Origin of the sequence: Pseudooceanicola nanhaiensis (assembly GCF_020171315.1) — a bacterium.
Lineage (GTDB): Bacteria > Pseudomonadota > Alphaproteobacteria > Rhodobacterales > Rhodobacteraceae > Pseudooceanicola > Pseudooceanicola nanhaiensis_A.
Genome location: NZ_JAIUZP010000008.1, coordinates 306626 through 329979 on the forward strand (window position 1 = coordinate 306626; position 23354 = coordinate 329979).

Sequence of the window (23354 nt, forward strand, 5' to 3'; positions counted from 1 at the left end):
CCGGAGAATGCGCATTTTCCGGTCCGTTTTCTTCGAAGAAAACGCAAGCAGCCTCAGCCGCCGTATTTCTCCAGGAACGCCTCGGCCTTCAGGGCCCGGAAGTCCTCCAGCGCCGCCCCCAGCCGTGCATGGTCCCAGTCCCACCAGCCAAGCGCGATGAGCCGCTCCGCGATCTCCCGCGGCTGGCGCAGGCGGATGGGTTTCGCGGGCGTGCCGGCCACGATCTCGTAGTCGCCCACGTCCTTGGTGACGATCGCCCCCGAGGCCACCACCGCGCCGTGGCCGACCCGGATGCCCGGCTTCACCTGCGCGTTGTGACCCAGCCATGTGTCATGGCCGATCTCTGTGATCCGGGCGCGGCGGCGGGCAAAGAAGGCCTCGTCGCGCGGGGTCCCCTCCCAGTAATCGGCAGAGCGGTAGAGGAAATGGTGCAGCGAGGCACCCTCGAGCGGATGATCCGTGGCCCCCACCCGCACGAAGCTGGCGATATTTGCAAACTTCCCCACGCGGGTGTTTGCAAAGTCGCAGTAGCGGTCGCAGTAGGAATAATCCCCCAGATCCACGTTGGTGAACCGCGTGCCCCGGCCGACCTCGGTCCAGGCGCCGAGCCGGCTGTCCTCGATCTCTGTCTCCGGGTGCAGGTAGGGGGTGTCGGCGCTGAGCTTGGTCATGTCGGTCTCTTCCGCAGTGGCTTCCGCAATGTCTTTTCCCAGTCTCCTCGGTCAACCCGTGCTAGCAGCGCACACCGCCCGGGAAAAGAGCCTGCGCCCTCCGCCCGTGCCAAAGCCGCAGGCAGTTGCCCGGCGACATCCGTCAATCCAGCCCTCTACACCGTAAATCGACCTCAGCCCCCTTGCCCCTCGGGCCCCGCGGGCAGAGCCTGCGGCCAGACAGATCAGATGAAACGGACCCCTCACATGACCGCCCCTTCCTACCGCTGGATCGACTACCGCTCGCCCGACCTTGCCCCGCCCGAGGACATGGTGGTGATCCTGCCCGTCGGCTCGACCGAGCAGCACGGCCGCCACATGCCCGTGGGCACCGACATCCATCTCGCCGAGGCGGTGGCGCTGGAAGCGGCGGCGCAGGCGACGATCCCGGTGCGGGTGCTGCCCCCGGTCTGGATCTCGCTGGCCGAACACCACATGGACCGTCCCGGCACGCTGACGCTGGACATGGCCACGCTGGACGCGCTGATCACCGGGATCGCCAAGGCCCTCGACCGCCAGAAGGTGAAACGCCTGCTGCTGCTCAACAGCCACGGCGGCAACCGCAACGCCCTGCCCGTCATCGCCGACAAGCTGACCCGCGACCTCACCATGAACGTGGCCTATTCGACCTACTGGGAGACGGCCATGGCAGAGCTGACCCCGCTTCTCGAAGGGCAGAAGATGCTGCACCATGCCTGCGAGGCCGAGACCTCGATGATCCTGCACCTGAAGCCCGAGACCGTGGCGATGGAGAAGCTTGCCGACGCGGACGTCCCCGCAACGGTGCCGCCGCAGGGTCTGCATCTCTGGCGGCCGTTCAGCGCGATGACCGAGTCCGGCGCCTACGGCCGGCCCGATCTCGCCTCCGCCGAGAAGGGCGCCAAGATGATCGAGACCGCCGGCAAGGTCGTGGGCGCGAAACTGTCCGATCCCGCGAACTGGCGCTACTGAGCGCGCATCAGACCTATAGCCAAACGCAAGAAGGCCCCGCGGATCGCGGGGCCTTTTCTATCTCCGGGGCGGCGCGGCGGGACCGCGAGGCCCCGGCCCGCGCCTCTCACTCGGGGCAGCGCGCGGTGCAGCGGATCTCGATCTTCATCCGCGGATCGGGCAGCGCCACCACGGCAGAGGTGATCCGCGCCGGATAGGGGCCGTCACCGAACTCTTCGCGGTAGATCGTGTTCATCTCGCCCACATCACCGATGTCGGTCAGCAGGACCGAAACCTCGATGATATCCGCCATGGTCGATCCCGCCCGATCAAGAACGGCACGCAGGTTATTGAAAACATTCCGGATCTGTCCCGCGAAATCCTCAGGGTAACCGCCCTGTCCGTCGTGACCCGGCAGGCCGGAGACATAGAGGATGCCGCGATGGGCCGTGGCATAGACCAGCGGCGGAACGCCGGGCAGGCCTTCGGGCGGGGGGAAATAGGTGATCGGGTCCATGGGGTGCTCCTGTTGTTCCCCTCGGTGCTATACAGCGCATAGTCACGAGGAAAGCCCCGGCCGCCCGGAACGCCCCGCTCATCTGCGACCTGCCCAAGCCTGAAGCACTGCGGCCCCGGGCCTCCTCCCCATTGGGCATTTCCATGCCTCACCGGCGGATGCTGGCCACTTGCGGCGAAACGACGCAACGTCACAGTGGAAATTGCAGGAAAGTTACCGTGAAACGCATGCTTTCAGCACGGTATACACTTGTACTCCGTACAATTCGCGCTCAAAGCGCTTCTCAGGAGATTGTCACTGACAATTATTGAGGAGATCCGCATGGAAGCAATCACCAACTTCTCGGTCCGCGTCGTGCAGCGCTGGCTGCCGAGCGCCTTCGTTCTGGCGCTGCTGCTGACCGTGATCGTTTTCGTCCTCGGCATGGTCGTGGGCGGCGAAGGCCCGATGGCGATGGCCGGGTTCTGGGGCGACGGGTTCGCCAAGCTGTTCAACTTCGGCATGCAGATGACGCTGGTCCTGCTGACCGGCTACGTTCTGGCCATGACGCCCTTCGTCCAGTCGATGCTGACCGGTCTGACCGGGCTGGCCTCGACGCCGAAGCAGGCCATGGCGATCACCATCGTCACCAGCTTCGTCTGCTACTACCTGAACTGGGGCTTCGGCATGGTCGCCGGCGCCATCCTGGCCCGCGAGATGGGCCGCCGGGTGCACATCCACTTCCCGCTGATCGTGGCCGCGGCCTACGGCGGTGAGCTGGTGCGTGGCCCCTCCTCCTCGATCCCGCTGGTCATCGCGACCCCGGGCCACTTCCTCGAGGCGCAGATCGGCATCGTGCCGGTGACCCAGACGCTCTACTCGTGGTGGAACATCCTGCTGACGCTGGCCCTGCTGGCGCTGCTGGTGATCTTCTTCATGTTCCAGAAACAGCCCGCGAAGATCGAGGTCCTGACCGATACCGACGACGACGACAAGGCGCCCGAGATGGACCGCGCCGACATGTCGCCCTCCGATCGGCTGGAGCACAGCCGCCTGCCGACGCTCTTCCTCGGCCTTCTGGCGGCGGCCTTCATCATCGACAAGATCGTGGCGGGCACCTTCAGCGTGAACCTGAACACGATCATCCTGATCTTCCTGTCGCTGGGCCTCTTGATGCACAAGAGCTCTGCCGCCTATCTCCACGCCGCCGAAAAGGCCGTGGGGGCTGCACGGGGCATCATCATCCAGTTCCCGCTCTATGCCGGGATCGCCGGGATGATGACCAACTCCGGCCTCGTGACCGAGTTCTCGAACATGATGATCTCGATCTCCACGCCTGCCACCTTCCCGGTGGTGACCTTCCTCTCGGCAGGGATCGTGAACTTCTTCATCCCCTCGGGCGGCGGTCAGTGGGCGATCCAGGGCCCGATCGTGATGCAGGCGGCCTACGAGATCGGCGCAGACCCCGCGCGGACCATCATGGCCTTCACCTGGGGCGATGGCTGGACCAACCAGATCCAGCCGTTCTGGGCCCTGCCCCTGCTGGGCGTGGCCGGGCTCTCGGCCCGGGACATCATGGGTTACCTGATCATCTGGCTGGGCATCTCCGGCGTGGCAATCGGCGGCACCTTCGTGCTCTTCGCGCTCTTCGGCGCCTGAGCCAGCCCCCCCCCCTGACAACGCGAAAGCCCGGGCCGATGGACCCGGGCTTTTTCATGTCTGGCCGCCTCGGATCAGACCGCGACGAAGGACCGGATGATCACCATCTCGCCGGGCCGCGCGCTTTCCACCGTGCCGAGGAAGAAACGCGTGTTGAGCCAGGCATAGGGCCCTTCCGGCGCCTCGACCCGGATGTGCGAGCGGCGGTAGGTCGGCTGGCCGGTCTCGTCCTTCACCACCATGGCGTGGTTGCGGATCTCGATCGTCACGCCGTCGTCGGTCTGCATGTGATAGATCGCCTCCAGCTCCTTCACCCCGTCGCGGCGTTCGCGTTGCAGGTCGAAGCCGCCGGGCAGCACGACACCCTTGAAGGGGCGCGGATCGGCGCTCTCGGGCGCCAGCACGCCCTTGAAGGTGCCCCCGGTGATCGGCACCACGTTGCGCACGCCAAGCGGGCCGGGTCCGTTCACGCGGGTCTTGGAAATCAGCACCTCCGCCTCCCAGCAGGGCAGCAGGCGGGGCTCGGTATTGGAAAAGCTCATGGTCGGTCCTCGTCAGATAGTCCCGGCGTAGGAGCCGCCCAACCTCATGACAAGGCAAAAGAAAAACCGGGGCGCCCCCACGCCCCGGTTTCCCCTTCCCAGCGATCCGATCCGATCACTTCGTGATCGTTTCGGGCCCCATCAACTGGGTTGGAAGCCATGTCGAGATGATCGGCACATAGGTGACGATGATCAGGAAGACGAAGAGCACCGCGAGGAAGGGCAGCGCCGCCTTCACCACCCGCATCATGGGCATCCCTGCGACACCGGAGGTGACGAAGAGGTTGAGGCCCACGGGCGGAGTGATCATGCCGATCTCCATGTTCACGACCATGATGATCCCGAGGTGGATCGGGTCGATCCCCAGTTCGATGGCAATCGGGAACACCAGCGGCGCAACGATCACCAGCAGGCCCGAGGGCTCCATGAACTGGCCGCCGATCAGCAGGATCACGTTGACGATCACGAGGAACATCACCGGGCCGAAACCTGCGGAGAGCATTGCCTCTGCCACATGCTGGGGCACCTGCTCGTCGGTGAGGACGTGCTTCAGGATCAGCGCGTTGGCAATGACGAACATCAGCGTGATGGTCAGCTTGCCGGCCTCGAAGAGGGTGCGCTGCGTGTCGCGGTGGAACCATGCGGTGACCAGGGCGATCGGCTTCTGCCACAGGGCACGGCGCTTGCCGCCCCCGCGCTCCGACAGCGGGCCCATGTCGCGGTAGATGAAGTTTGCCGCGATGAAGGCATAGATCGAGGCCACGGCGGCGGCTTCGGTCGGCGTGAAGATCGCGCCGGTGATGCCGGGGATACCGTAGATGCCCACCATGATGATGACGATCAGCATGAGGCCCCAGAAGGCGTCACGGAAGCTGTCTGCAACCTCGCCCCAGCCCAGCCAGACGCCCTTGGGCATGCCCTTGATGCGCGCCATGATGTAGATGGTGACCATCAGCATCAGACCGGCCAGCAGGCCCGGGAAGACCCCGGCGAGGAACATGCGGCCGACGGAGACGTCGACGGCGGTGGCATAGACGACCATCACGATGGACGGCGGGATCAGGATGCCGAGGGTGCCCGCGTTACAGATCACGCCTGCGGCAAAGTCCTTGGAATAGCCCGCCTGGGTCATGGCGCCGATGACGATGGAGCCGATGGCGACCACGGTGGCCGGGGACGAGCCCGAAAGTGCCGCGAAGATCATGCAGGCAAAGACGCCCGCGATGGCAAGGCCGCCCCGCATGTGGCCGACGCAGGCGATGGAGAAGCGGATGATCCGCTTGGCCACGCCGCCGGTGGACATGAAGGAGGAGGCGAGGATGAAGAAGGGGATCGCCAGCAGGGTGAAGTGGCCGACGAAGGCCTGCATCAGGGTCTGCGCCACCGAGGCCAGCGAGGTGTCGCTGTACCACAGCAGGAAGAGCACCGACGACATGCCGAGAGAGACGGCGATCGGCACGCCGATCAGCATGAAGCCGACGACGAGTGCGAAGAGAAGCGCGACGGACATGGGTCAGAGATCCCCTTTTCTTTCGCGGACTTCCGCGATTTCGTCTTCGACCTCGTGGCTGGCCACGATGCGGTCGATCTTGCCGGCCCAGATCTTCAGGGCGACCTGGATGAACCGGAACAGCAGCAGCGCCATGGACAGCGGCAGCACCGCGTAGGGAATGAAGCGCGGCAGCTTTTCATAGGCTTCGCCCTCGTTCATCGCGTCTTCGAGGAACTTCAGGAAGGCGGGGTTCGGGATGTCGTTGACCTCGTACCAGCTCTTGGCGCGGAACTTGTCCTCGAAGCCGAGCGGGAACCAGCGGCCCTCGGTCTGCGGCAGGTTGGCGAAGTTGGCCCAGTAGTCCCAGGCGCCCTTGAGCAGCAGCAGCGAGAAGGCGATGCAGACCGCCACGGCGATGAGCGAAAGCACGCGGCGCACATGCGGCGGGCACATGTCGACGATGGCATCGACGCCGAGGTGCGCGTTCTTCTTCACCGCGTAGGAGGCCCCCAGCAGGACCAGCCAGCCGAAGAGGAAGACGGTCGCCTCAAGCCCCCAGAGGATGTTCGAGTTGAAGACGTAGCGCGCCACCACGTTGGCGAACGTGATCAGCGTCATGAGCCCGAGGATCAGCGCAATCAGCGTCTCCTCGATGCGGTCGATGAAGGATTCCCCCGGTGCGGGATGCATGGCCTTCCCCCTCTGGTCTTGGCGTTGGTGGGATGTACGAAGGGCGCGGCAGGTGCGCCGCGCCCTTCCCCGGTCCGAGGGACCGGATCAGAAGTTGGCGTTGATCGACTGGGCCGCGTCGATGTTCTCCTGGCCCACGTCGCCGGTGAACTGGGTCCAGACCGGCTTCATCGCCTCGACCCATGCAGCGCGCTGCTCGGGCGTCAGTTCGCGGATGGTGCCGCCGGCATCCAGCACGCCCTGGCGGGCGGCGGCGTCAACCTCGGCGATGGCCGCGTTGCGCTCCTTGGTGACCTCGTCGAGGATCGTCAGGAACTGGTCGCGGGTGCCTTCCTCGAGGCTGTCCAGCCAGTCGACCGAGGCCACGACCATGTAGTCGAGCACGCCGTGGTTGGTCTCGGTGATGCCGTCCTGCACCTCGTAGTACTTCTGGCCCAGAACGTTCGACCAGGTGTTTTCCTGACCGTCCACAACGCCCTGCTGCAGCGCGCCGTAGACTTCCGAGAAGGCCATTTTCTGGGGCGAGGCGCCGATGGCTTCCATCTGGGCAACCAGCACGTCGGAGGGCTGCACGCGGAACTTCAGGCCCTTGGCGTCTTCCGGCATGAGCAGCGGCTTGTTGGCCGAGAACTGCTTGAGGCCGTTGTGCCAGAAGGCGAGGCCCGCGAGGCCGCGGCGCTCCATCGAGGACATCATGTCCTGACCGTTGTCCGAGTTCTGGAACGCGTCCACGGCTTCCATGTTCTTGAACATGAACGGCAGGTCGAAGATGCGGAAGACCTTGGTAAAGGTCTCGAATTTCGACAGCGAGGGGGCGCCCAGCTGGACATCGCCCTGCAGCATGGCTTCCAGCAGCTTGTCGTCATCGTAGAGGGTCGAGTTCGGGTACACTTCCATGCACGCCTTGCCGTCCATCTCTTCGTTGACGCGGGTCTTCAGCAGTTCTGCCGCGATGCCCTTGGGGTGCTTGTCGGTGTTGGTGACGTGGCTGAACTTGATGACGATCTCGCCGGAGTCGCAGCCCGCGGTATCGGCGTAGGCAGCGGTCACGGACAGGGCCAGAGCCGTGGCGGCGGTGGTCAGGAATTTCATGGGGTCTCCTCCCGGATGAAGATCAAGTGAGTGTGCCGTGGGGCCGTGGCCCCGGTGTCGGCAAATTCCGTCCTGCACCGGGTCCGCTCAAGCGCTTGTGCATCCACCGTGAGAAATTCACTTTCCCCCTTTCATATCAATGCCTTGCATTTCACGCGGGTCCGCAATGCGTATGCTGCATGGCAGCATTGTGCGAAATCCCACACACGCCGAAGGGCTGTTTGTGCGGTTTTCCGCACAGCCGTCGCCGAGTTGATTCGTTGCGCGGCGACTCGCGATTCGTCGCGATTCTTGCGCGGCAACCGCGGGAGGGGCCAGATCAGCGCCGCGCCGGTGTCCGCCGTGCGGGGAAAGCGCCCCGGCCCCGGCCGGTCAGCGGAAGTCCTCGGGCTTCAGCCCATAGCGCGCCAGCTTGTCGTAGAAGGTCTTGCGCGGCAGCTTCAGCGCCTGCGCCGCGGCCGAGGCATGGCCCTCGTGCCGTTTCAGCGCCGCCGCCAGAAGCGAGCGTTCCACCTGCGCCATCTGCTCTGCCAGCCCCAGATCGGAGCGGTCGGCCTGCATCTCGTCCGGCATGCCCAGCACGAAGCGCATGGCCGCCGACATCAGCGCCCGCGCATTGCCCGGCCAGTCCCGCGCCATGAGCCCGGCCAGCACGTCAGCGCCCACCTCGGGCGGCTGCAGGCCCGCCTGCTCCGCCGCCTGCGCGACATACTGGCGGAACATCACGGGGATGTCCTCGGGCCGTTCGGAGAGCGCGGGGATGCGCACCCGCATCACGTCGAGCCGGTAATAGAGATCGGGGCTGAAGCGCCCCTCCGCCACGCGGGCGGCAAGGTCTTCCGACGTGCCGCCGAAGAGCCGCGCGGGCAGCCCTTGCTCCAGCCGCTCGGTCAGGGCGAACTGCATGTCGGTGGAGAGCGCGCCGATCTCGTTCAGGAAGAGCGTGCCCGAGGCCGCCTCGTCACAGGCGGTGTCGAAGCCTTCGCGGGTCAGCCCGGCGGCGGCGCGTTTCAGGAACGGGCGCTTGGCGGCGGGCGACATCATGTGGATGACCTCGGCCACCTTGGAGATGCCGGAGCCCGGCGCGCCGTCGATCAGCACCTCGGTCCGGGCCTGCGCCGCGAGGCGGGCCTGATCGCGCAGGGTCTCGGAGAGCGCGGAGGAGCCGAAGATCAGCCGAGCGGCGGGATCGCCCGCCTCCAGCTGTGCCTTCAGGCGACGGTTCTCCAGCACCAGCTCGCGGGTCTTCAGCGCCCGTTCGATCACCGGCAGCAGCTCGCCCGGCCCGCAGGGTTTCTCGAGGAAGCCGAAGGCGCCCTTGTCCATCGCCGAGACCGCCATGGGAATGTCGCCCTCCCCGGTCAACAGGATCACCGGAAGCTCCGGGTCGATCCCCTGGGTATGGGCCAGCAGGTGGAAGCCGTCGCGCCCGGGCATCCGGATGTCCGAGAGGATGACGCCCTCGAAATCGCGCGAGATATGGTCCTTGGCCTCGATGAAGGATCCCGCCTTGGTGGGCAGCAGATCGGCAAGGTCGAGGGTCTGGGCAAGGGCATCGCGCACGGCGATGTCATCGTCCACGACGAGGACGCGGCGGGTGGTCATGGGAGAAGGTCCGAGGTTGGGAGACGGTGTAGGGACGCCTGCGGCGGGCGGGATTGGGGCCGGGTTTGGGGGCTGTCTGCCCCCCTTGGCCCTGACGGGCCAATTCCCCCCGAGGATACTTGGGAAACGGAAAGCTTAGCCGGGGCACCGGGGAAGAGATGACGTGTACGCTGTGCCAGCTGTGGGAAGCGGGTGGCGCCCGGTGACGGTGCCTGCATGCGAGTGGAGTGACCTGCGGCGGTGCGGGGTCCGCGGCAGTGCGGCGCCGGAGCCGGGGGACGGCCGGTCATGCGGCGGCCTCCTGCGGGGCGCGGTCCAGTTCCACCGTGAACTCGGCCCCGCCCTGGGGCAGGTTGCGGCCCCGGATGCGTCCGCCGAAGCTCTGCACGAGGCCGTAGGAGATCGAGAGGCCGAGGCCCATGCCCTCCTCGCCGGTGCCATCGGCCTCGGGGGCGGCGACCTCCTTGGTGGTGTAGAAGGGATCGAAGATGCGTTCCGGCGCGGCGATGCCCGGCCCGGTGTCGGCCACGCGGATGCGGTGCCGCCCGCCGATGCCCCGGTCGATCGCCACGGTGAGGTGGCGCGTCTCGCGGCCCTGCATTGCGTCGAGCGCATTCGTCATCAGGTTCAGCAGCACCTGCCCCAGCCGCACCTCGCCGCCAAGCGCCATGATCGGCCCCGCGGGCGCGCTCCAGTCCAGCGTGACGCCCTCGCGGGCGCGGCGGGCCTCGGTCATCTCCAGCGCGGTCTCCACCGCGCGGGTCAGGTCGATCGGGCGCACCGGGCTGCTCTCCTGCTTGGCGAAGGCGCGCAGGTTGCGGATGATCCGGCCCATGCGCTCGGCCAGTTCGGAGATGCGCGAGAGGTTCTGCGCCGCCGCCTCGGTCCGGCCGCGCTCCATCAGGAGGGTGCCATTCTCGGCGAACTGGCGGATCGCCATGAGGGGCTGGTTCAGCTCGTGGCTGATGCCTGCCGACATCTGGCCGAGGGCCGAGAGCTTGCCCGCCTGCACGAGATCGGCCTGCGCCTTCTTCAGCGCGGCCTCCGCCTCCTGCCGCTCGGCCACCTCGCGGCGCAGCTGCAGGTTGGTGCCGGAGAGTTCCGCCGTTCGTGCCGCAACCCGGGTTTCCAGCAGCGCATTGGCCCGCGCCAGCACCCGGCGGCGCTGCGAGGCCCAGAGGAAGGTGCCCAGCGCGGCGAGCCCGACGAGACCCACCAGCGCCGCCTGCAGCGCCGCGATCCGCCGCACGGGCGCGGTTTCGATCAGCGCCTCGCCGGTGAGGCCGATCTTGGGCAGGTCGCGGGCGAGGTGCAGCCCGGTACGCGGCAGGTAGGCGCCCCAGTCGGTGTGCCAGAGCTCTTCGCCACGCCCGGTGACCTCGGCCCGGAAGGGCGGCGTGGGCCCCGTGGCGGGCACGAGGCCGGGCGATCCCTCGGGCCGGCGCCAGAAGAGGATCTCGGAGCGGTTGGTGACGAAGACCTCGCCCGTGGTGTCGGTGAAGAAGACCGCCGGACGTTCGCCGCGCCATTCCTGTTCCAGCGCGTCGATGTTCACGGCCACGAGCAGCGCGCCGGTCACGCCCCCGCCCGCGGCAAAGCTGGGTGCGGCGAAGTAATAGGCGCGGCGGTCCAGCGCCGGGTCGATCCCGTGCGAGGTGCCCAGCGCGCCGGTCAGGGCGCGGGCGTAGGCCGGCATCGCGGGCGAGCGCGGCAGGGCACTGTCGGACACGGGCCGCGCGGCGGCAAGGACATGGCCCTCGGCATCCACGTAGGCCATGTTCATCACCCCCGTCCGGTCGGCGGCGCGCAGCAGCAGGGCATCGGCCTCCTCCTGCGGGACGGAGCCATCGAGCCGCCCCACCAGCGCGGGATGGGTCACCAGCATCACGGCGAGGTCCTGATAGCGTTGCAGCTGCCCGGTGAGCCTGTCCGTGGTTAGCGCCAGATCGGACCAGCCGCGCTGTGCCAGCCCATCGAGCGCCCGGGCATAGCTGATCCGCCACGCGCCATAGGCGAGCGCGGCCACCACCAGCAGCCCCAGCACCGGAACCAGTGCCCGTCTCAGAAGACCCGAAGTCATGGCCGCAATCTAGACGCCCCCTCTTGCCTTGACCAGCCGGGCACGCAATCTGATCCCATGCAGAGCGTGACCCAATCCCCGACCGATCCAGAGTTCGTCCAGTCCCCCTATGGCTTCTATGCCCATGCGCGGTCCCTCGGGCCCCTCGTGCGGTGGGAGGACTATGGCATGGTGGCCGCCTTCTCCCATGACGTGGTCAACACGCTGCTGAAGGATCGCCGCTTCGGGCGCGAGGTGCCGCCAGAACAGGCCCCTGTCATCCCCCCGCATCTGGAGCCCTTCTACAAGGTCGAGGCCCATTCCATGCTGGAGCTGGAGCCGCCCCGTCATACCCGTCTGCGGGGGCTTGTGCTGCGGGCCTTCACCTCCCGGCGGATCAAGGCGCTTGGACCCGAGATCGCGCAGCTGGCGCGGGAACTGGCCGAGGGCTTGCCGCGGGAGGGGGCCTATGACCTGCTGCCCGCCTTTGCAGCCCCCCTGCCCGCCATCGTCATTGCCCGTCTGCTGGGCGTGCCCGAGAGCATGGTGCCGCAGTTGCTCAGCTGGTCCAACGCGATGGTTGCCGTCTATCAGGCCAGCCGCACCCGCGAGATGGAGAACGCGGCCTCTGTCGCCGCGACGGAGTTCTCGGACTTCCTGCGCGGCTACGTGGAAGAGCGGCGTGCCCATCCCGCCGATGACCTGATCACCCATTTGATCGCGGCAGAGGAGGATGGCGAGAAGCTGACCCCGGACGAGCTGATCACCACCTGCATCCTGCTGCTGAACGCAGGTCACGAGGCGACGGTGCATACCCTCGGCAATGGGGTGAAGCTGTTGCTGGAGAGCGGCATGGGCGCGGAGGTTCTTACCCCCGACCGGGTGGCAGGCACCGTGGAGGAGATCCTGCGCCGCGATCCCCCGCTGCATATCTTCACCCGCTACGCCTATGAGGACATCGAGGTCTTTGGCCATCGCTTCACCCGGGGCGAGCAGGTGGCCCTTGTCCTTGGGGCGGCCTGTCACGATCCTTCCGTCTGGACGCAGCCGGAGGTCTTCGATCCCTCCCGCCCGGTGAAGACCACCACGGCCTTTGGTGGCGGGCTGCATTTCTGTGTCGGCGCCCCCCTTGCGCGGCTCGAATTGCAGATCGCCCTGCCTATTCTCTTCGAGACGCGTCCCGGCCTCTCGCTTGCCGAGGCGCCGCGCTATGCGAACCTCTACCACTTCCACGGGCTCGAGCGGCTGATGGTCACCGGCTGAGGCAGGCCGACCGCGCCTGTCGTGCGGGGGACTGTGCCCTCGTGACACCTGTGGCTTGCTCTCCCCCTCAGGGGGCGGCGCTCAGCTCTCCGGCCTGTCGGAGGTATCTCCCTCCGCGGCGCGCAGGGCGTAATCCAGCGGACCGGCATTGCCCCCGGGCACCTTGCGCCCCGACAGACGGGTCGCGATCTCATGCCCCTTCATCCCGGTACGGGCGAAGTAGCGCGGATTGCGGCGGATGAACTCGGCGATCACATGCCCCATCCCCCCGAAGGACCGCCCCTTGAGATAGGCGTAGCCCACCAGCGATCCGATGAAGGCCCCCGACATGTCGACGATCAGGTCCCACATCGTATCCACGAGGCCGGACTTCTGCATGTTCATCCCGAAGGTCTGGTCCATGGTGAATTCGAACACTTCCCAGGCTGCGCCGATGGTCACGGCAAAGCAGAAGCCGAAGAAGGCAATCGCCCAGTGGGGCGCCGCGTAGAGATCGCCCTGGAACATCATGAAGACGAGGATGAACCCCAGCAGCGAGAAGCCGATGGCCGAGCCCCCGTGCATGGCGATGTCCCACCACCAGAAGCGATTGTAGAAATCGAAGACCTCGCCTAGGAAAAGCGTCCCCGCGACGAAGGCCACCACTGCCGCCATGAAGCCCGGCGGCACATGGACCCCGGCCCAGCGGGCGACGTAGCTGGGCGCCATGGACAGCGCCAGCGTCACCAGCGCGATGAAGGCGAGGGAGTAGCGCCCCTCGATGATCGAAAACGTGGCGTCGATCAGAAGCAGGGCCCAGATCGTCCGCGTCACCAGATTTTGTTCGCGCAACATGGATGACTTCCCCGCCGGAGCGTGTTCATTACAGGATCATGTCACGAGATAGACTGCGTATCGCAACCTACAACCTTCAGAAATGCGTCGGACTGGACCTGCGCCGCCGCCCGGACCGCTCGCTTGCCGTCCTCGGCGCCACCGGGGCACAGATCGCCGTGCTGCAGGAGGCGGACAAGCGGCTGCCGCCGCGGCCCGCCGCCCTGCCCCATGCCATGGCCGAGGCCGAGGGCTGGCATGTCGCCGATCTGGGAGAGCCCGGCGGCTCTCTCGGCTGGCACGGCAATGCCATCCTCGTGCGCGACGGGATCGAGGTCGTGGAGACCGGCCATATCGAACTGCCGGGGCTGGAGCCGCGCGGCGCGGTGTGGATCGTGGCGCAGACCGTGCTGGGGCCCGTGCGGGTGATCGGCACGCATCTTGGCCTCGTGCGGCGCTACCGGCTGCTGCAACTGGCCGCGATCCGCCGCACGCTGGAGCATCTGCCCAAGGTGCCCGTGGTGATGGCGGGCGACTTCAACGAATGGGGTGACGAGGCCCCCCTGCAGGCGCAGCTGCGCGATCTGCGCCTTGTGCCCGCGGGGCCGAACTATCCCGCCCCCCGGCCCGTGGCCGCGCTGGACCGCTTCGCCCTCGGCCCCGGGCTGCGCGCCGACACGCCCGTGGCCCATGTGGCCAGCCCGGCACGGGTGGCCTCCGACCACCTGCCGGTCTGGCTCGACGTGGTGCGCGACAGCTGACGGAAGACCGACCCCCACCGGGGCTGGCGCAACCGCGCCGCACATCGCCTTGCCCCTCACGCCCGCCCGCCGCATCCGGCGGGGTTGCGTGAGGGCCCGCCCCCTGCCAAGAGAAGGCGACAAGAGGGAGGGCCATCATGGGGACATCAGGCAAGAGCGCACCGAAGCCGCGTTCCGATGTGCTGCGGGCCGTCATCTGGATGTCGGGCTCCGTCGTCTCCTTCATCGTCATGGCCGTGGCCGGGCGGCAGGCGGGGCTGCGGCACGACACCTTCGAGATCATGGCCTTCCGTTCGCTCTTCGGCGTGCTGATCATGGTGACGGTGCTGACGGCCTTCGGGCTCTGGCCCCGGGTCAAGGCACGCCGGATGGGGCTGCACGCGGTGCGCAACCTCAGCCATTTCACCGGCCAGAACCTGTGGTTCTACGCGCTCACCTCGATCCCGCTGGCGCAGGTCTTCGCGCTGGAGTTCACCTCGCCGCTCTGGGTGCTGGTGCTCTCTCCGCTGATCCTCGGCGAGCGGCTGACGAAGATGCGCGCGCTCTCGGCGCTGATCGGCTTTGCCGGGGTGCTGCTGGTGGCCCGTCCCGGCGCGGTGCCGATCAGCACCGGGGTGATCTTCGCCGCCATCGCCGCCATCGGCTTTGCCGGGTCGATCACCACCACCAAGCTGCTGACCCGGACCGAGAGCACGCCCTCGATCCTCTTCTGGCTGACCGTGATGCAGGCCGTCATGGGCTTTGCCTGCGCCTTTGCCGACGGCGCCATGGCCCTGCCCGCCGGGCAGGAATGGCTGCTGCTGGCGGTGATCGGATGCTGTGGCCTGATGGGCCATTTCTGCCTGACCTCGGCGCTGTCCTTCGCCCCCGCCACCATCGTCGTACCGATCGACTTCGCGCGGCTGCCCGGGGTCGCGGTGGTGGCCGCGATCCTCTACGGCGAGACGCTGGACCCCTTCGTCCTGCTGGGCGCGCTGATCATCTTCGGCGGCAACTACCTGAATATCTGGACCGAAACCCGCGCCCGCAGGCAGGCGCCGCCAGTGGCCCCACCGGCCTGAACCGGCCCAAGTTGACGTGGCGGCAGGTTACGTAAACTTCCGTCACGTCACGCCGCCCCCCCTGATTGACGGGAGGCATCGACTTCCCCCACCATCTCATCACATATCTGTCACATCCAACGGGGAGGAGAGGATGATGATGAGGGTGGGGACCATCGCGGCGGGCGCCGTCATGGCCATCGCAGCGTCGAACGCGGCTTATGCAGGCGGCATCGAACGCACCACGCAATCGGCCATGCTGCTGTTTGCACAAGGCAACCGGGTTGAGCTGAGCTATGGCCACGTGAACCCGGAACTGACAGGCACGACGGTGGACACCGCCAGCGTGCCCAATGTCGCCGACAGTTTCAATCTGCCGAGCATCGGGCTCAAGATGGACGTGACCGACCGTGTCGCGCTTGCGCTGATCTACGACAAGCCCTTCGGCGCGGACATCCTGTATGATCCGTCGAACATCGTGCTGGGTGGCACGATCGCCGAGGCCGAGACCACGGCGCTGACCGCGCTTGCCAAGTTCAAGATCAACGAGAACGTCAGCGTTTTCGGGGGCCTGCGGTTCCAGAAGGCCGAGGGCGAGATCACGCTGTCCGGGGCGGCCTATGGCGTGGCCAGCGGCTACAACGTGAAGCTGGAAGAGAACTGGGCCACCGGTTACGTGGTGGGTGCAGCCTACGAGATCCCGGAAATCGCCTTCCGGCTCGCGCTGACCTACAACTCCGCGATCGAACATGACTTCGATACGAAGGAGAACATCGCGCCGGGCGTCACCTCGACCACGAACGTGAAGACCCCGCAGAGCGTGAACCTCGAGTTCCAGACCGGCATCGCCGAGGACACGCTGCTGATGGCCTCGGTCCGCTGGGCCGAACATTCGGCCTTCCGGATCAAGCCGACCGCCTTTGGCCGCGACCTCGTCTCGCTCGAGGACACCACGACCTACACGCTGGGGGTCGCACGGCGCTTCACGCCGAAGTTCGCGGCCTCCATCTCGGTCGCCTACGAGGCGCCGGGCAAGGAGCTGGTGAGCCCGCTGTCGCCCCGCACCGGCCTGACGGCCGTCACGCTGGGGGGCAGCTACAAGGTCTCGGAACAGGTCGAGATCTCGGGCGGGATCAGCCACATCTGGTTCGGGGATGCGATGCCGCAGACCGCCGGGACCGCCCGTGGCGACTTCACCGACAACACCGCGACGGCCTTTGGCCTGAAGGTGGCCTACAGCTTCTGATCCCGGCCGGCTGCGGCCGGTTCCGGACGATCGGGTCCACTCACGGGTGCGAGGGGCGGGCATGACGATGCCTGTCAGCGGGCGGGGCCGACGGGCCCCGCCCGTGGTGTTTCCCCCCCTGCCCGTCGCACGAGAGACGCCCCACAGACACGGGCCCGTGTCGGCACTGCCCCGGGCCGCCTGTCCCGCCTGCCCTGTCTGCCTTCTCCGGGGCACCCGGTGCCACCGGCCGCAGCGGCAGCGCGTCACGGCGGGGGGCCGGCCGGGGATTGAATTTGACCATCCCCGCGCAAGCCCCTAACACCCGGGAGAGAAACAGGGGTACGCAGATGATCTACGGCGACGGGCAGGACTGGCTGAAGGCCGAGCGCAAGAAGGTGGTTCTCTTCGGCATGTCCGGACTGGGCAAGACCCATGTCTCGAACCTGCTGCGCGGCGACGGCGACTGGTTCCACTATTCCGTCGATTACCGGATCGGCACCCGCTACATGGGCGAACACATCGCCGACAATGCCAAGAAGCATGCCATGCAGGTCCCCTTCCTGCGGCACCTGCTGATGACGGATTCGATCTACATCGGCTCCAACATCACCTTCAACAACCTGACGCCCCTCTCCACCTACCTCGGCAAGCCGGGCGACCCGGACAAGGGCGGGCTGACCTTCGCGGAATACATGCGCCGTCAGGAACAGCACATGGAGGCCGAAGTGGCCGCCCTGCTGGACACCGCGCATTTCAGCGAGCGGGCGCTGCGGCTCTATGGCTATCCGCATTTCGTCTGCGACAGCGGCGGCTCGATCTGCGAGGTGGTGGACCCGGCCGATCCCGAGGACCCTGTCCTGAAGGCGCTGGAGAGCGAGGCGCTGCTGATCTGGCTGAAGGGCAGCGAGGCCCATACCGAAGAGCTGATCCGGCGCTTTGACCGCGCCCCGAAACCGATGTACTACCAGACCCGGTTCCTGACCGAGGGTTGGGCAGCCTACCAGGAGGAGACGGGTCAGGGTCCGGAGGAGATCGACCCCGACGCATTCGTCCGGTGGTCCTATGGCCGGGCCCTTGCCCACCGTCAGCCGCGCTATGCCGCCATGGCCGAGCGCGGGGTCACCGTGACCGCCGAGGAGGTCTCGCAGATCCGCACAGCCGCGGACTTCGAGACGCTCGTCGCACGGGCTCTTGACCGCAGGTAGGGCTTCCCTTTTCTCGGCCATTGCCTATCTAGACGATCCGCAACAGCCATAAGGGTTCACCATGCCTATCAAGCTTCCGTCCGACCTGCCCGCCTTCGACGTCCTCGTGCGCGAAGGGGTCATGGTCATGTCGGAAGACGTGGCGGCGCGGCAGGACATCCGCCCACTGAAGATCGCGTTGCTGAACCTGATGCCCAAGAAGATCCAGACCGAGACCCAGTTCTCGCGGCTGATCGGGGCGACGCCGCTGCAGATCGAGCTGACGCTGATCCGGATGAGCGAGCACCAGACCAAGAACACCGCCGCCGAGCACATGGAGAGCTTTTACCAGCCCTTCGAGGAGGTCGAGGCCTCGGGCCAGAAGTTCGACGGGCTGATCATCACCGGCGCCCCGGTGGAGCATCTGGACTTCGACAAGGTCACCTACTGGGAAGAACTGCGCCGCATCTTCGACTGGACCCAGACCCATGTGCATTCCACCATGGCCGTCTGCTGGGGCGGCATGGCGATGATCAACTATTTCCACGGCGTGCCCAAGCACCTGCTGGAGGCCAAGGCCTTTGGCTGCTTCCCGCACACCAACCTCGATCCGACCTCGCCCTACCTGCGGGGCTTCTCGGACTTCTGCGTCGTGCCGGTGTCGCGCTGGACGGAGATCCGCCAGTCCGACATCCTCGCCAACCCCGACCTGCGCACCCTGCTGGGATCGGACCAGACCGGGCCCTGCCTCGTGGATGATCCGGCGCACCGGGCGCTCTACTGCTTTAACCACTTCGAATACGACAGTGACACGCTGAAGCAGGAATACGACCGCGACGTCGCCGCCGGGACCGAGATCAACGTGCCGATGAACTACTACCCGGACGACGATCCCAGCCGCCTGCCGCTGAACCGCTGGCGCAGCCACGCCCACCTGCTTTACGGCAACTGGATCAACGAACTCTATCAATCCACGCCCTACAGGCTTGAAGATATTGGCACTTAAGATCCTCGCGGGCCTTCTCGCCGTTCTGGCGGTCTTCTGGGTCGTCACGCTCTGGCGGGCGGCCCGGAACGAGGCCGCGGCAGAGGCCCGTTTCCCGCCCGAGGGACGGCTGATCGAGGTGGACGGCGTGACCGTCCATGCCGTCGTCGAGGGCGCGGGCCCGGACGTGGTGCTGATCCACGGGGCCTCGGGCAACACCCGCGACATGACCTTCTCGCTCTCCAAGCGGCTGGCGCGGGACTTCCGGGTGATCACCTTCGACCGTCCGGGCCTCGGCTACACGGACGAACCCGATGCCGCGGGCTCCCCGATCCGGGAGCAGGCCGCCCTCCTCGCCCGCGCGGCGGCAGAGCTGGGCGCGACGCGCCCCGTGGTGGTCGGCCAGTCCCTCGGCGGGGCGGTGGCGCTCGCCTGGGGCGTCTACCAGCCGCAGGCGCTCTCGGCCCTCGTGCTGCTCGCCGCCCCCGCGCATCGCTGGCCCGGCGGCCTCAGCCCCTATTACCGCACCCTCTCGCATCCGGTCTTCGGCCCGCTGCTGGCGCCGCTGCTGAGCGCCTGGGTGCCCGAAAGCTATGTCCGGCAGGAGATCGGCAGCATCTTCGCGCCCCAGACCCCGCCGGAGGGCTATGCCGAGGCCGTGGGCGCCGGGCTGACCCTGCGCCGCGCGTCGCTGCTGGCCAATGCGCTGCACCGCCGGGACCTCAAGGAAGAGGTCACCGACATGGCCCGCCACTACAGCACGCTGACGATGCCGGTCGAGGTCCTGCATGGCACCGCCGACGACACGGTCTATTTCGAGCTGCATTCCGTCGCCCTCGCCCGCGAGGTGGAGAGCGCCCGGCTGACCCCGCTGGAGGGCATCGGCCACATGCCCCACCATGTCGCGCAGGATGAAACCGTCGCCGCCATCCACCGCGCCGCCGCCCGCGCAGGCTTCGCCCCGGCGCCCTGAAACAGCCGCATTGAACGTGGCCGGTTTCGACCGCATAGTGATGTAAAAAGGAGTGAGATCATGGCCCTGCCCTATGACGGCGCGATCACCCGGTTCCACGAGGAAGAGGCCCCGACGGCCGTGCGCAACGCGATCAAGCGGGCGGACAAGGACGACATCATCACCCCGAGCTACCCCTACTCCGAGGAGATGAAGAAGAAGACCTACGAGGCGGAACTGGAGATGCTCCAGATCGAGCTGTGCAAGCTGCAGGCCTGGGTCAAGGACACCGGCGCCCGGGTCATGGTGCTCTTCGAGGGCCGCGACGCCGCCGGCAAGGGCGGCACGATCAAGCGCTTCCGCGAGAACCTGAACCCGCGCGGCGCCCGCGTGGTGGCCCTGCCCAAGCCGACCGAGGTCGAAGCGACGCAGTGGTATTTCCAACGCTACGTGGAACAGCTTCCCTCCGGTGGCGAGATCACCTTCTTCGACCGCTCGTGGTACAACCGCGGCGTGGTCGAACATGTCTTCGGCTTCTGCACCCCCGAGCAGCGCGAGCACTTCTTCCGCCAGGTTCCCGCCTTCGAACGGATGATCTACGACGAGGGCATTCATTTCTTCAAGTTCTGGCTCAACGTCGGTCAGGCCGAGCAGCTGCGCCGCTTCATCGACCGTGAGCGCGATCCCCTGAAGCAGTGGAAGCTCTCCTCGATCGACGTGGACGGGCTGAAGAAATGGGATGCCTACACCGACGCGATCCGCGAGACGCTGGAGCGCAGCCACCAGCCCCACGCGCCCTGGACGGTGATCCGCTCTGACGACAAGAAGCGTGCCCGTCTTGCCGCGATCCGCACCGTGCTGGCGGGCATCGACTATGCCGACAAGGACCTCAAGGTCGTCGGCACGCCCGATCCGCAGATCTGCGGCGGGCCGGACATCTGGGATGCATAAGAAACGCGGCTATCACCACGGCAACCTGCGGCAGGCGCTGGTGGAGGCGGCGCTGGAACTGATCGAGGAAAAGGGTCCCACGGGGTTCACCCTCTCCGAGGCGGCCAAGCTCGCCGGGGTCACCCCAGCCGCGGTCTACCGCCACTTCGAGGGCCGCGAGGACCTGATCGCCGAGGCGGCCCGCCAGGGCTACGAGATCTTCGCCGACGTGATCCAATACGCCTATGACAGCGGCCAGCCCTCGGCGCTATCGGCCTTCGAGGCCACGGGCCGCGCCTACCTCGCCTTCGCCCGCAAGTATCCCGGGCATTACATCGCCATGTTCGAGAGCGGCATCTCGATGAACCGCACGCCGGAGCTGGCGGCGGTCTCCGCCCGCGCGCGCGGGGTCCTGGAAAAGGCCGCCGCCGACCTCTCCGAGTTCATCCCCCCCGACCGGAGGCCGCCTGCCTCGATGTTCTCGGCCCACGTCTGGGCCATGAGCCACGGCGTCGTCGAACTCTACGCCCGGAACGCCGGCGGCCGCTCACCCTTCTCGCCGGAGGACTTGCTCGAGACGGGGATCGGGATCTACTTGCGCGGACTGGGCCTGGTGCCGCCGGATCGGTGAGGGGTGATTGGGGGGCATGTCCGCGGATTTGCAAAACTTTTTAAGTATCTGTTATGACGCAACAATAATCCTAGACTCTGCCTCTGGTGCGACCGGACAAACCGTGAATGCCTAGACTTCTCCTCGGTGATTTTTGGGAGGTTCCAGCGCTCCTGACCCGCGCCGTCGGACCGCTGTCAGCCACTTTGCTCCCAGCCTGAGTATTGGCCTGCCGACTGACCACACTCAGAAGCACCTTTGCCCCGAAACCAACAGGCAGAGACTTACCCCGCAGTGGAACTGAGTGCTGGGCCAGCACCAATTCCTACACAGGCTGGAGGGCCGGATAGGCACGACGCGCACTGTTCTGAAAGTCGAGCCCCTGAGGCTATGCGTGCCAAAACATGTCAAAGGCGGAACTCGTCTCGCTTGCAAAATTTGCCTTGCTGCAACAATGATTGAGTATGCCGTTACAGGACCTCATCAACTCTATCCGTGCTCGTCTCAAGGAAGGTGCATACCAGAACGAGGCGGCAGTCTCAGTTGGTATCGTCCTCCCTCTTCTCCGCGAATTAGGGTGGGATGACGCGGACCCTGCCCAAATCGTTCCAGAATATGCAATGCCGGGGGCTCGCGTGGATTTCGCACTTTTTGGAGGCATAAGGCAGCCAAGCGTTTTCATTGAAGTGAAGGGAGTGGGGCGTGCAGCTTCAGGTGATAAGCAGCTCTTTGAGTATGCTTTCCACCAAGGCGTCCCAATTTGCATCCTCACTGACGGGCGCGAATGGAGCTTTTACTATCCCCCGGGAGAGGGTGACTACTCCCAGAGAAGAGTTCAAAAAATTCACCTCATTGACCGAGATGAAAAGCAAATTGAACAGACCTTTCGGCGGTACCTTCAGAGAGAAAGGGTAAGGACTGGGGAGGCGCGGGATGCTGTTGATTTGGACTTCCGTGACCTACGCTCCCGACGAGAGGCAGCGCGTAACATTCCCAGCGCATGGCGTTCGCTGGTTGAGGAACCAGAGGAACTGCTTATCGAGCTACTTCAAGATCAAACCGAAGCGGGCTCCGGAGCAAGACCATCAAGTTCAGCCGTATTGAATTTTCTCCGATCACTTCAGCCTCCGGAAAATATCGGGCAACCGATTAGCGCACCCGAACTGAAGGCATTACCGGGATCATCGGAGGTCAAACCTCCAAAAGAGAACGATGTTATAAACTCGTCCAGATCAAGCGGCAGGCAGGTAGATTACGAAGTATTCGGGGACAAGCGCACGGCTACTAGCGCCAAGTCAGCGTTAGTTGAAATATTGACTGAGATTGCAACTCGATATCCTGAGAAAATGCCGGAAATTGCACGGCAGTCTCGCGGAAAGTCAAGAAACCACTTAGCAAGGACCCCGGAAGAGATTTACCCAAAACGCCCAGATTTGGCGCGCGCCGAAGAGTTGGTCGACGGTTGGCTGATTGGCACAAACATTGCCAATCGGGAGAAGCTACGAATAATTCAGTCGGCTTGTAGAGTTGCTGGCTTAACAATGGGGAGCGATGTGGTGATTAGCCTGCCCAACGCCTAGAGTGCAGCTAAAAAGTTCGCAACACATCGAAGGACCCGCTAAGTGCGCAATTTCATTGCGCCTGAATGGATAAGAGCGATCATTGTTGTGGCTTTGCTTAGGCGAAGGATACTTCGTGTCGCTTGCAAAGCGTGTTATCAAGCGGTCGAATAAGCGAAAAGATGTTCCGTACATTGCTCTCCAAGCCGGCCCTTGGTGTGACCGTCCGGAAGCCGAACCCGTGCGCAAATTTCCCACGAACCCCACCAAATGTATGCAGGCTCTGCGATAGTAATCTATCAAAGTCAAATAGCCTTACTCCTATCGGCAGCAGTATGGAGTCCTGATCTTTTGTCTTTATGCCATTAACACCGTATATAGAGGTTGAGTGTTCAGAGATGGCTTTTTTAAAGATTTTTAGGAGTAAATCATGTGCCTTGTCGTCAGGGTTTCGCGTCTGAGCCTCTTCGCTCAGAAGAATCTTATAGTAGCTGCATGCGGATAGGAGTGGGTCTCTGATTCTGCCGTCCGCTTCGAAGTTTCTCAAGCTTTCAGATAGCACCGAGAGTGAAATATTCTCCAGATACTCCTCAATCGCGGCGTGGCAGAGAAGTACATACGATCTCAGTTTCAATTGACCTGCTCCCCGTAGTGTCCGCGTTTTTTAGTTCGCTCTGTTCAGGATTTGGTCCTCTATTGACCGTTGGTGATACTCCCACGGGGTAAGCCCGTCGAGGCTCGTGTGGGGGCGGTG

Annotated in this window: 22 protein-coding genes; 12 read left to right on the forward strand and 10 right to left on the reverse strand. The window is 65.6% G+C overall.

The window, feature by feature from the left end; genetic code table 11:
- Window positions 1–53 precede the first annotated feature (53 nt).
- Window positions 54–671 (reverse strand): chloramphenicol acetyltransferase, encoded by a 618-nt coding sequence (locus LCM32_RS15415; protein WP_224821970.1) that lies wholly within the window; start codon window positions 669–671, stop codon window positions 54–56.
- A gap of 246 nt (window positions 672–917) precedes the next feature.
- Here LCM32_RS15415 and LCM32_RS15420 point away from each other — a divergent pair, with 246 nt between their 5' ends.
- On the forward strand, window positions 918–1661 hold the full coding sequence (locus LCM32_RS15420) for a creatininase family protein (protein ID WP_224821971.1): 744 nt from the start codon (window positions 918–920) through the stop codon (window positions 1659–1661).
- Window positions 1662–1767: 106 nt separating this feature from the next.
- On the opposite strand, the gene LCM32_RS15425 is transcribed toward LCM32_RS15420, so the two are convergent.
- Window positions 1768–2157 carry a RidA family protein gene (locus LCM32_RS15425; RefSeq protein ID WP_224821972.1) on the reverse strand — a complete coding sequence of 130 codons (390 nt, stop codon included), beginning with the start codon at window positions 2155–2157 and terminating at the stop codon, window positions 1768–1770.
- A 321-nt stretch (window positions 2158–2478) separates the two neighbouring features.
- Here LCM32_RS15425 and LCM32_RS15430 point away from each other — a divergent pair, with 321 nt between their 5' ends.
- Window positions 2479–3795 (forward strand): short-chain fatty acid transporter, encoded by a 1317-nt coding sequence (locus LCM32_RS15430; protein WP_224821973.1) that lies wholly within the window; start codon window positions 2479–2481, stop codon window positions 3793–3795.
- Window positions 3796–3869: 74 nt separating this feature from the next.
- On the opposite strand, the gene LCM32_RS15435 is transcribed toward LCM32_RS15430, so the two are convergent.
- From LCM32_RS15435 to LCM32_RS15460, 6 genes are all read right to left on the reverse strand, one after another.
- A complete protein-coding gene (locus tag LCM32_RS15435; RefSeq protein WP_224821974.1) occupies window positions 3870–4337 on the reverse strand; it encodes a DUF3237 domain-containing protein in 468 nt (155 codons plus the stop codon).
- 115 nt (window positions 4338–4452) lie between these two features.
- Window positions 4453–5847 (reverse strand): TRAP transporter large permease, encoded by a 1395-nt coding sequence (locus LCM32_RS15440; protein WP_224821975.1) that lies wholly within the window; start codon window positions 5845–5847, stop codon window positions 4453–4455.
- A 3-nt stretch (window positions 5848–5850) separates the two neighbouring features.
- Window positions 5851–6519, reverse strand: coding sequence for a TRAP transporter small permease (locus LCM32_RS15445; protein ID WP_224821976.1), 669 nt, complete (start codon window positions 6517–6519; stop codon window positions 5851–5853).
- A gap of 87 nt (window positions 6520–6606) precedes the next feature.
- Window positions 6607–7611, reverse strand: a complete 1005-nt coding sequence (locus LCM32_RS15450) for a DctP family TRAP transporter solute-binding subunit (RefSeq protein WP_224821977.1) — start codon at window positions 7609–7611, stop codon at window positions 6607–6609.
- A 372-nt stretch (window positions 7612–7983) separates the two neighbouring features.
- Window positions 7984–9216, reverse strand: a complete 1233-nt coding sequence (locus LCM32_RS15455) for a sigma-54-dependent transcriptional regulator (protein ID WP_224821978.1) — start codon at window positions 9214–9216, stop codon at window positions 7984–7986.
- Between the two features lie 286 nt (window positions 9217–9502).
- A complete protein-coding gene (locus LCM32_RS15460; protein ID WP_224821979.1) occupies window positions 9503–11296 on the reverse strand; it encodes a sensor histidine kinase in 1794 nt (597 codons plus the stop codon).
- A gap of 57 nt (window positions 11297–11353) precedes the next feature.
- On the opposite strand from LCM32_RS15460, the gene LCM32_RS15465 reads away from it, so the two are divergent.
- Window positions 11354–12538, forward strand: coding sequence for a cytochrome P450 (locus LCM32_RS15465; RefSeq protein WP_224821980.1), 1185 nt, complete (start codon window positions 11354–11356; stop codon window positions 12536–12538).
- A gap of 81 nt (window positions 12539–12619) precedes the next feature.
- On the opposite strand, the gene LCM32_RS15470 is transcribed toward LCM32_RS15465, so the two are convergent.
- Window positions 12620–13372 (reverse strand): hypothetical protein, encoded by a 753-nt coding sequence (locus LCM32_RS15470; protein WP_224821981.1) that lies wholly within the window; start codon window positions 13370–13372, stop codon window positions 12620–12622.
- Window positions 13373–13410: 38 nt separating this feature from the next.
- Here LCM32_RS15470 and LCM32_RS15475 point away from each other — a divergent pair, with 38 nt between their 5' ends.
- The 9 genes from LCM32_RS15475 (at window position 13411) to LCM32_RS15515 (ending at window position 22621) form a co-directional block, all read left to right on the forward strand.
- Window positions 13411–14112 carry an endonuclease/exonuclease/phosphatase family protein gene (locus LCM32_RS15475; protein ID WP_224821982.1) on the forward strand — a complete coding sequence of 234 codons (702 nt, stop codon included), beginning with the start codon at window positions 13411–13413 and terminating at the stop codon, window positions 14110–14112.
- A gap of 137 nt (window positions 14113–14249) precedes the next feature.
- Window positions 14250–15173, forward strand: coding sequence for a DMT family transporter (locus LCM32_RS15480; RefSeq protein ID WP_224821983.1), 924 nt, complete (start codon window positions 14250–14252; stop codon window positions 15171–15173).
- 133 nt (window positions 15174–15306) lie between these two features.
- Window positions 15307–16398 (forward strand): OmpP1/FadL family transporter, encoded by a 1092-nt coding sequence (locus LCM32_RS15485; protein ID WP_224821984.1) that lies wholly within the window; start codon window positions 15307–15309, stop codon window positions 16396–16398.
- Between the two features lie 329 nt (window positions 16399–16727).
- Window positions 16728–17585: an ATPase gene (locus LCM32_RS15490; RefSeq protein WP_224821985.1), complete on the forward strand. Its 858-nt coding sequence runs from the start codon at window positions 16728–16730 to the stop codon at window positions 17583–17585.
- 61 nt (window positions 17586–17646) lie between these two features.
- Window positions 17647–18570, forward strand: a complete 924-nt coding sequence (metA, locus tag LCM32_RS15495; protein WP_224821986.1) for a homoserine O-acetyltransferase MetA — start codon at window positions 17647–17649, stop codon at window positions 18568–18570.
- Window positions 18560–19522, forward strand: coding sequence for an alpha/beta fold hydrolase (locus LCM32_RS15500; RefSeq protein ID WP_224821987.1), 963 nt, complete (start codon window positions 18560–18562; stop codon window positions 19520–19522). Before metA ends, LCM32_RS15500 begins: the two co-directional genes overlap by 11 nt.
- A 60-nt stretch (window positions 19523–19582) precedes the next feature.
- The gene (gene ppk2 / locus LCM32_RS15505) at window positions 19583–20452 is read left to right on the forward strand and encodes a polyphosphate kinase 2 (protein WP_224821988.1); all 870 of its coding nucleotides are present in this window, start codon (window positions 19583–19585) and stop codon (window positions 20450–20452) included.
- Window positions 20445–21062: a TetR/AcrR family transcriptional regulator gene (locus LCM32_RS15510; RefSeq protein ID WP_224821989.1), complete on the forward strand. Its 618-nt coding sequence runs from the start codon at window positions 20445–20447 to the stop codon at window positions 21060–21062. Before ppk2 ends, LCM32_RS15510 begins: the two co-directional genes overlap by 8 nt.
- 443 nt (window positions 21063–21505) lie before the next feature.
- Window positions 21506–22621 (forward strand): hypothetical protein, encoded by a 1116-nt coding sequence (locus LCM32_RS15515; RefSeq protein WP_224821990.1) that lies wholly within the window; start codon window positions 21506–21508, stop codon window positions 22619–22621.
- Window positions 22622–22718: 97 nt separating this feature from the next.
- On the opposite strand, the gene LCM32_RS22160 is transcribed toward LCM32_RS15515, so the two are convergent.
- Window positions 22719–23234 (reverse strand): HEPN domain-containing protein, encoded by a 516-nt coding sequence (locus tag LCM32_RS22160; protein ID WP_224821991.1) that lies wholly within the window; start codon window positions 23232–23234, stop codon window positions 22719–22721.
- Between the last annotated feature and the right edge of the window lie 120 nt (window positions 23235–23354).